Raw genomic sequence first — 6,514 nt, 5'->3', positions numbered from 1 at the left:
CCTCCTCGGCCTCCGCGGCCGTGTCGGCGGTGCCCTCGGCGGTGTCCACGGCCACCTCGGCCACCTCGGCCACCTCGGCCACCTCGGCCACCTCGGCCTTGGCGGTGCGGGTCCGACGGCGGCGCGGCTTGGTCACCGCGGCCTCGGCCGGCTCCGCGGCCTCCGCGGCCGGTGCGTCCGCGGCCTCCGGCAGGACCTCCGCGGCCTGGGCCGGGACCCGCTCGGTGCCTTCGGCGGTGCGTACCGCCTGCTCCGCCGGCTGCTCCGCGGCCTTGGCCGTGGTGGCCCCGGCCCCGGCGCGGGTGCGGCGGCGGCGGCGCGGCTGCCGCGGTCCGGCCGGCGCGGCGGAGTCCGTGACCTCGGCGGGGGCCGCGGCCTCGGTACCCGTCTCGGGCACGGCGGGGGCCTCGGCGCCGTCCAGCGCCACCCCGCCGCGGGTGCGGCGGCGCTGGCGCGGGGTGCGGGTGCGCTTGGGGCGCTCCTCGGCCGGCGCGTCGCCGGAGCGGCCGCCCCGGCCCCGGGCGCCACGCCCGCCGGTCTCGCCGAGGTCCTCGATCTCCTCGGCCGCGAGCCCGGCACGGGTGCGCTCGGCGCGCGGCAGGATGCCCTTGGTGCCCTCCGGGATCCCCAGCACCTCGTAGAGGTGCGGGGAGGTGGAGTAGGTCTCCTCCGGCTCGTGGAACGCCAGCTCCAGCGCCTTGTTGATCAGCTGCCAGCGCGGGATGTCGTCCCAGTCGACCAGCGTGACGGCGGTACCCGACGCGCCCGCGCGGCCGGTGCGGCCGATGCGGTGCAGATAGGTCTTCTCGTCCTCGGGCGACTGGTAGTTGATGACGTGCGTCACACCCTCGACGTCGATGCCGCGGGCGGCGACGTCGGTGCACACCAGCACGTCGACCTTGCCGTTGCGGAAGGCCCGCAGCGCCTGCTCACGGGCGCCCTGGCCGAGGTCGCCGTGGACCGCGCCGGAGGCGAAGCCGCGCCGGGCGAGCTGGTCGGCGATGTCGGCCGCGGTGCGCTTCGTACGGCAGAAGATCATCGCCAGCCCGCGGCCCTCGGCCTGCAGGATGCGCGCGACCATCTCGGGCTTGTCGAGCGAGTGCGCACGGAAGACGTGCTGGGTGATGTTGGCCACGGTCGCGCCCTCGTCGTCCGGCGCGGTGGCGCGGATGTGCGTGGGCTGCGACATGTAGCGCCGCGCCAGCGAGATGACCTGCCCCGGCATGGTCGCCGAGAAGAGCATGGTCTGCCGCTTGGCCGGCAGCAGCTGGATGATCTTCTCGACGTCGGGCAGGAAGCCCAGGTCGAGCATCTCGTCGGCCTCGTCGAGGACGAGTGCCTTGACGGACGACAGGTCCAGCTTCTTCTGGCCGGCCAGGTCGAGCAGCCGGCCCGGGGTGCCGACGACCACGTCGATGCCCTTCTTCAGGGCCTCGACCTGCGGCTCGTAGGCACGGCCGCCGTAGATGGACAGCACCCGGACGTTACGCACCTTGCCGGCGGTGAGCAGGTCGTTGGTGACCTGCGTGCACAGCTCGCGGGTGGGGACGACCACCAGGGCCTGCGGGGTGTCGGTCAGCTGCTCGGGCTTCGCCCGGCCGGCCTCGACGTCGGCGGGCACGGTGACGCGCTCCAGCAGCGGAAGGCCGAAGCCGAGCGTCTTGCCGGTGCCGGTCTTGGCCTGGCCGATGACGTCGGTGCCCGCGAGGGCCACCGGGAGCGTCATCTCCTGGATGGGGAAGGGGGACGTGATGCCGACGGCTTCGAGGGCTTCGGCGGTCTCGGGGAGAATCCCCAGATCTCGGAAAGTGGACAGGATGCTTGCCTCTTCTGTGAGACGCGGCACGAGGTGGCGAAGGGGGTCGTTTACCGCGCCGGATGGTGTGCCGGTCAGGGTTCGGCCGGACGGCGCGGGACCGCTGCCTTCGCTCTGCGCTCATGCCGCGAGCGGGTCCCTCCTGCTGTGCGTATCGCAGTCGCGCACGCGCCGCTCGGAGGGCGGTCGGGTTGGAGCCGATCGGGCCACCGACCGGGCATCCGCATTCGTGAACAACCCGCCGATAGTCGGCGGGCGCTTTATCACTGTACCCCGGATAGGCGCATGTGTGACCGGGGCATGGGTGCCGGACCCGTCACGTCCGCCGCCGGAGGGGGACGGACCGGGTGTTCCCCGCTGTCCTCCGCGCCGCTGATCGCGGACTATTGTCGCTCCGGGACCCAGGCCCGACCGGGTCGGTCCGGACCGGTCAGGGGTGTGCGCGACACCGCCGGTCGGTCCCGTGACGGACAGGCCCCGCCGGCCGCGGAGACGTATGCCGGCGGGGGAGTGATCAGCCGATACGACGCTCGGCTGCCGATGTGGAAAGGTCGTGCCGTGCCGATGAGTGAGTACAGCGGGATCGCCGCCCAGGACTGGGCGCAGGCATCCGCCGATCCGCAGTACCGGGCCGCCGTGGTGGACCTCCTCGGTGCCCTGGCCTACGGCGAGCTGGCCGCCTTCGAGCGGCTCGCCGAGGACGCCAAGCTGGCCCCGAGCCTGGACGACAAGGCCGAACTGGCGAAGATGGCGTCCGCGGAGTTCCACCACTTCGAGCAGTTGCGGAACCGGCTGGCGGCCATCGGCGAGGAGCCGACCGTGGCCATGCAGCCGTTCGCCGCCGCGCTGGACGAGTTCCACCGCCAGACCGCGCCCTCGGACTGGCTGGAAGGGCTGGTCAAGGCCTACGTGGGCGACTCGATCGCCAGTGACTTCTACCGCGAGGTGGCGGCCCGGCTGGACTCCGACACCCGGGCGCTCGTCCTCCAGGTGCTCGACGACACCGGGCACGCGACCTTCGCCGTGGAGAAGGTGCGGGCCGCGATCGAGTCGGAGCCGCGGGTCGGCGGACGGCTGGCGCTGTGGGCCCGGCGGCTGATGGGCGAGGCGCTCTCCCAGGCGCAGCGCGTCGTCGCGGACCGGGACGCGCTCTCCACCATGCTGGTGGGCGGGGTGGCCGACGGCTTCGACCTGGCCGAGGTCGGCCGGATGTTCTCCCGGATCACCGAGGCGCACACCAAGCGGATGGCCGCGCTGGGCCTGGCCGCCTGACGGCGCGCCGCCCCGGCCGGGTGGCCGGGGCGGGTGTGCTCCGTGGGTCAGGCGGTGGCTGATCGTCGGCGGACCCGCGGCGCCGGGCGGACCAGCAAGGACAGCATCGCCACCGCGAACCCGGCCGCGACCAGCAGGGTCGCCGCGGCGTGGCCGTCGCCGAGCACGGCGTGCGCCAGCAGGGTCCCGAGCAGCGCGGCCACCGGGCCGGTGCCGAGGACGAGCGGTGTGGCGGGCAAGCGCCGCCGCGGCAGCCAGCGTGCGGCCGACAGGGCCACGAGGAGGCCGATCACTGTCGAGCCGAGCGCTTCCCAGATCAGGATCATGGTGCGTCCCTCCCGCAAGTGGACCGAAGTGCTTGGGTGCGTCGGTCGTGGCCGTCCTACCCCTGACCCGGTGCGGGCAACCCTGCCGGCGGCCGGGGGAACGGTAAGCGGACGCGTCGCGGCGGGGCCGTCCGGCGGTGGACGGACCCGGTGCGGGGCGGGCACCGGGACGCGGGCCCGGCGGGGCGGCACGCACGACGGCGGCGGGGCCCCGGAATCCGTTCCGGGGCCCCGCCGCCGCTTCGAGCGATACCGCGGGCACGGTCGGTGCCGTGCCCGCGGCCGGTGCTGTCCTACAGCGCGCTGAAACCGACCTTGCGCGTGGTCGGCTCGCCGATCTCGACGTACGCGAGGCGGTCCGCCGGGATCAGGACCTTGCGACCACGGTCGTCCACCAGGCTCAGCAGCTGCGCCGTGCCCGCGAGCGCGTCGGCCACCGCGCGCTCGACCTCCTCGGCAGACTGCCCGCTCTCCAAGGTGATCTCCCGGGGCGCGTGCTGCACGCCGATCTTGACCTCCACGGCTATGTCCCTCCGACGGTCAGTTGGGTGCGCGGCCAGCCGCGCCGTACGCAGCACACATTAGCCCGGCGCGGGGCTCCGCCGAGCCGGTCCGGTGCACGCCCGCAGCGAACAGGCGCCCGGCACCCGGCCGCGACCGCCCGCCGCCGCCCGCCCGCGGCGGTCCACCGGGGGCTCCGCGGCCCCGCGGTGGGCGGCCGCGCGGTGGGCGGCCGCGCGGGTCAGTGGGCTTCGGTGCCGTGCAGCGGGAATCCGGCGATGCCCCGCCAGGCCAGCGAGGTGAGCAGCTGGACCGCGGTGTCGCGGGGCACCGCGCTGCCGCTGGCGAGCCAGTAGCGCGCCACGATCTGGGACACCCCGCCCAGGCCGACCGCGAGCAGCATCGACTCGTCCTTGGACAGGCCGGTGTCCTCGGCGATGACCTCGCTGATCGCCTCGGCGCACTCCATCGAGACCCGGTCCACGCGCTCGCGCACCGCGGGCTCGTTGGTCAGATCGGACTCGAAGACCAGCCGGAACGCGCCGCCCTCGTCCTCCACGTACGCGAAGTAGGCGTCCATCGTCGCGGCGACCCGCTGCTTGTTCTCGGTCGTGGACGCCAGCGCGGAACGCACCGCGTGCAGCAGCGCCTCGCAGTGCTGGTCCAGCAGGGCCAGGTAGAGCTCCAGTTTCCCGGGGAAGTGCTGGTAGAGCACGGGCTTGCTGACGCCCGCGCGCTCGGCGATGTCGTCCATCGCCGCCGCGTGGTAGCCCTGGGCCACGAAGACCTCCTGGGCCGCGCCCAGCAGCTGATTGCGTCGGGCTCGGCGCGGAAGGCGCGTGCCTCGCGGGCGCACCTCGGTCTGCTCGATGGCTGTCACGCCGCCTCCCATGGCTTGTTCCGTGCACGGTGTTCACCGCGCACGCCATCGTACTTTTGGGTAACAGCGGCGCGCGCGGTCCGTGCGGAGAATTTCATGGATCGGACCCCGTAGGAAGCTCACAAAAGGTGCAGGTCATCGGTAGTCGTCCTCATTGATCTCGACCACGCGCGCCTGCTCGATGCGATCGGCCTCGTTCGCGGAGAGGCCGGGGTCGATGGTGGTCGCCGGGTCGTCGTGGTCCGGACTGAGGTCGGCGTGCTGCTCGGCGGCGTCCGCCTCCGGCGCCTCGACGTCGATCTCGGCGGTGTCCGCGTCGTCCTGGAAGGTGTCGAGGTCCTGAGGATCGGCAGTCATCTGGCTCCGCCCTTCCGGTTGCCGGGCTTCCGGATGTCCAAGGGTAGGCACCCGTCATAACGTCGTGTGCCCCGAATGCCTGATGTGTACGAGCGTAGGAGAGGGAACGCCCGAACGCTATGCGGTCTGTGACGGCGAACACACAATCGCGTGCGTGATCGTCTCGTAACATTGCCGCATGTCTTCGACCGAGTCGCCGGACGCCCATGCCGTCCCGGTGGTGCCACCCGCCCGGTCCGCGCGCGTCGGAGCGGGCGAGGCGGTGCGCACCGTGCGGCTCCCCGGACTCACCCTGAGCGTGCGGTCGCGGCCCGCGGCCCGCCAGGGCCTGCCGCCCGCGCTTTACCTCCACGGCCTCGGCGGTTCCTCGCTGAACTGGTCCGAGCTGATGGAGCGGCTCACCGACCGGGTGGACAGCGAGGCACTGGACCTGCCCGGTTTCGGCGACTCCCCGCCGCCGGACGACGGCGACTACTCCATCACCGGCCACGCCCGGGCGGTGATCCGCTTCCTGGACGCGAGCGACCGCGGCCCGGTGCACCTGCTCGGCAACTCCATGGGCGGCTCGATCGCCACCCGGGTGGCCGCGGTCCGCCCCGACCTGGTGCGTACCCTCACCCTGATCTCGCCCGCGCTGCCGGAGCTCCGCCCGCAGCGCACCGCGATCCCCACCGGGCTGCTGGCCCTGCCCGGGGCCGCCCGGCTCTTCGTGCGCATGACCCGGGACTGGACGATCGAATACCGCACCCGGCAGGTGCTGGCACTCAACTACGGAGACCCGGCGCGAGTGTCGCCGCAGTCGCTGGCGGCCGCGGTCGCCGAGCAGGAGCGGCGCGCGGAGCTGCCGTACTTCTGGGACGCGATGGCCCGCTCGGCGCGCGGCATCGTCGACTCCTACACGCTCGGCGGCCAGCACTCGCTGTGGCGCCAGGCCGAACGCGTCCTGGCCCCGACACTGCTCGTCTACGGCATGCGGGACCTGCTGGTCTCCCACCGGATGGGGCTGCGGGCCGGCCGGGCGTTCCGGGACTCCCGGCTGCTGACCCTGGTGGACGCCGGGCACGTGGCGATGATGGAGTTCCCGGAGATGGTGGCAGGGGCCTTCGGCGGCCTCCTCGACGATTACGACGATTACGACGATCACGACGATCACGATGATCGCGACGGACACGACGGATACGACGGAAGCGGTGCGGCGCGTGGGTAAACACAGCGCACGAGGCAGCCGGGAGAGCCGCGAGCAGCGCGGCGCGTCCGGTGATCGCGGCCCGGCCGGGACGGCCGGGGCGCCCCGGCCGTCCATAGTCCGCCCCCGGGAGCCCGAGCCCGGGTACCAGGTGCACGACACCGGACAGCATCCGG

General features: G+C 73.5%; 6 protein-coding genes and 1 pseudogene. 2 read left to right on the top strand and 5 right to left on the bottom strand.

The genetic code is table 11. From position 1 onward, the window contains the following. Positions 1-1,726: pseudogene (locus tag ACH4B3_RS02550) on the bottom strand (DEAD/DEAH box helicase); the annotation flags it as partial. 630 nt (positions 1,727-2,356) lie between these two features. Between ACH4B3_RS02550 and ACH4B3_RS02545 the strand changes: the two are divergent. Further along, positions 2,357-3,088: a ferritin-like fold-containing protein gene (locus ACH4B3_RS02545; protein WP_398460862.1), complete on the top strand. Its 732-nt coding sequence runs from the start codon at positions 2,357-2,359 to the stop codon at positions 3,086-3,088. Positions 3,089-3,135: 47 nt separating this feature from the next. Here the strand turns inward: ACH4B3_RS02545 and ACH4B3_RS02540 are convergent, their stop codons facing one another. The 4 genes from ACH4B3_RS02540 to ACH4B3_RS02525 all read right to left on the bottom strand — a co-directional run bounded on the left by ACH4B3_RS02540 (position 3,136) and on the right by ACH4B3_RS02525 (position 5,152). After that, positions 3,136-3,414, bottom strand: coding sequence for a hypothetical protein (locus ACH4B3_RS02540; RefSeq protein ID WP_398460861.1), 279 nt, complete (start codon positions 3,412-3,414; stop codon positions 3,136-3,138). A gap of 293 nt (positions 3,415-3,707) precedes the next feature. Then, positions 3,708-3,935, bottom strand: a complete 228-nt coding sequence (locus tag ACH4B3_RS02535) for a DUF3107 domain-containing protein (RefSeq protein ID WP_398460860.1) — start codon at positions 3,933-3,935, stop codon at positions 3,708-3,710. A gap of 221 nt (positions 3,936-4,156) precedes the next feature. Then, positions 4,157-4,795, bottom strand: coding sequence for a TetR/AcrR family transcriptional regulator (locus ACH4B3_RS02530; RefSeq protein WP_398460859.1), 639 nt, complete (start codon positions 4,793-4,795; stop codon positions 4,157-4,159). A gap of 135 nt (positions 4,796-4,930) precedes the next feature. Beyond that, positions 4,931-5,152: a hypothetical protein gene (locus ACH4B3_RS02525; protein ID WP_398460858.1), complete on the bottom strand. Its 222-nt coding sequence runs from the start codon at positions 5,150-5,152 to the stop codon at positions 4,931-4,933. 178 nt (positions 5,153-5,330) lie between these two features. On the opposite strand from ACH4B3_RS02525, the gene ACH4B3_RS02520 reads away from it, so the two are divergent. Continuing rightward, positions 5,331-6,359 carry an alpha/beta fold hydrolase gene (locus ACH4B3_RS02520; RefSeq protein ID WP_398460857.1) on the top strand — a complete coding sequence of 343 codons (1,029 nt, stop codon included), beginning with the start codon at positions 5,331-5,333 and terminating at the stop codon, positions 6,357-6,359. Positions 6,360-6,514 lie beyond the last annotated feature (155 nt).

Origin of the sequence: Streptomyces sp. NPDC018031 (genome assembly GCF_044327625.1) — a bacterium.
Lineage (GTDB): Bacteria > Actinomycetota > Actinomycetes > Streptomycetales > Streptomycetaceae > Streptomyces.
The sequence above is the reverse complement of the archived record's forward strand: the minus strand, read 5'-3'. Positions and strand labels throughout refer to the sequence as shown.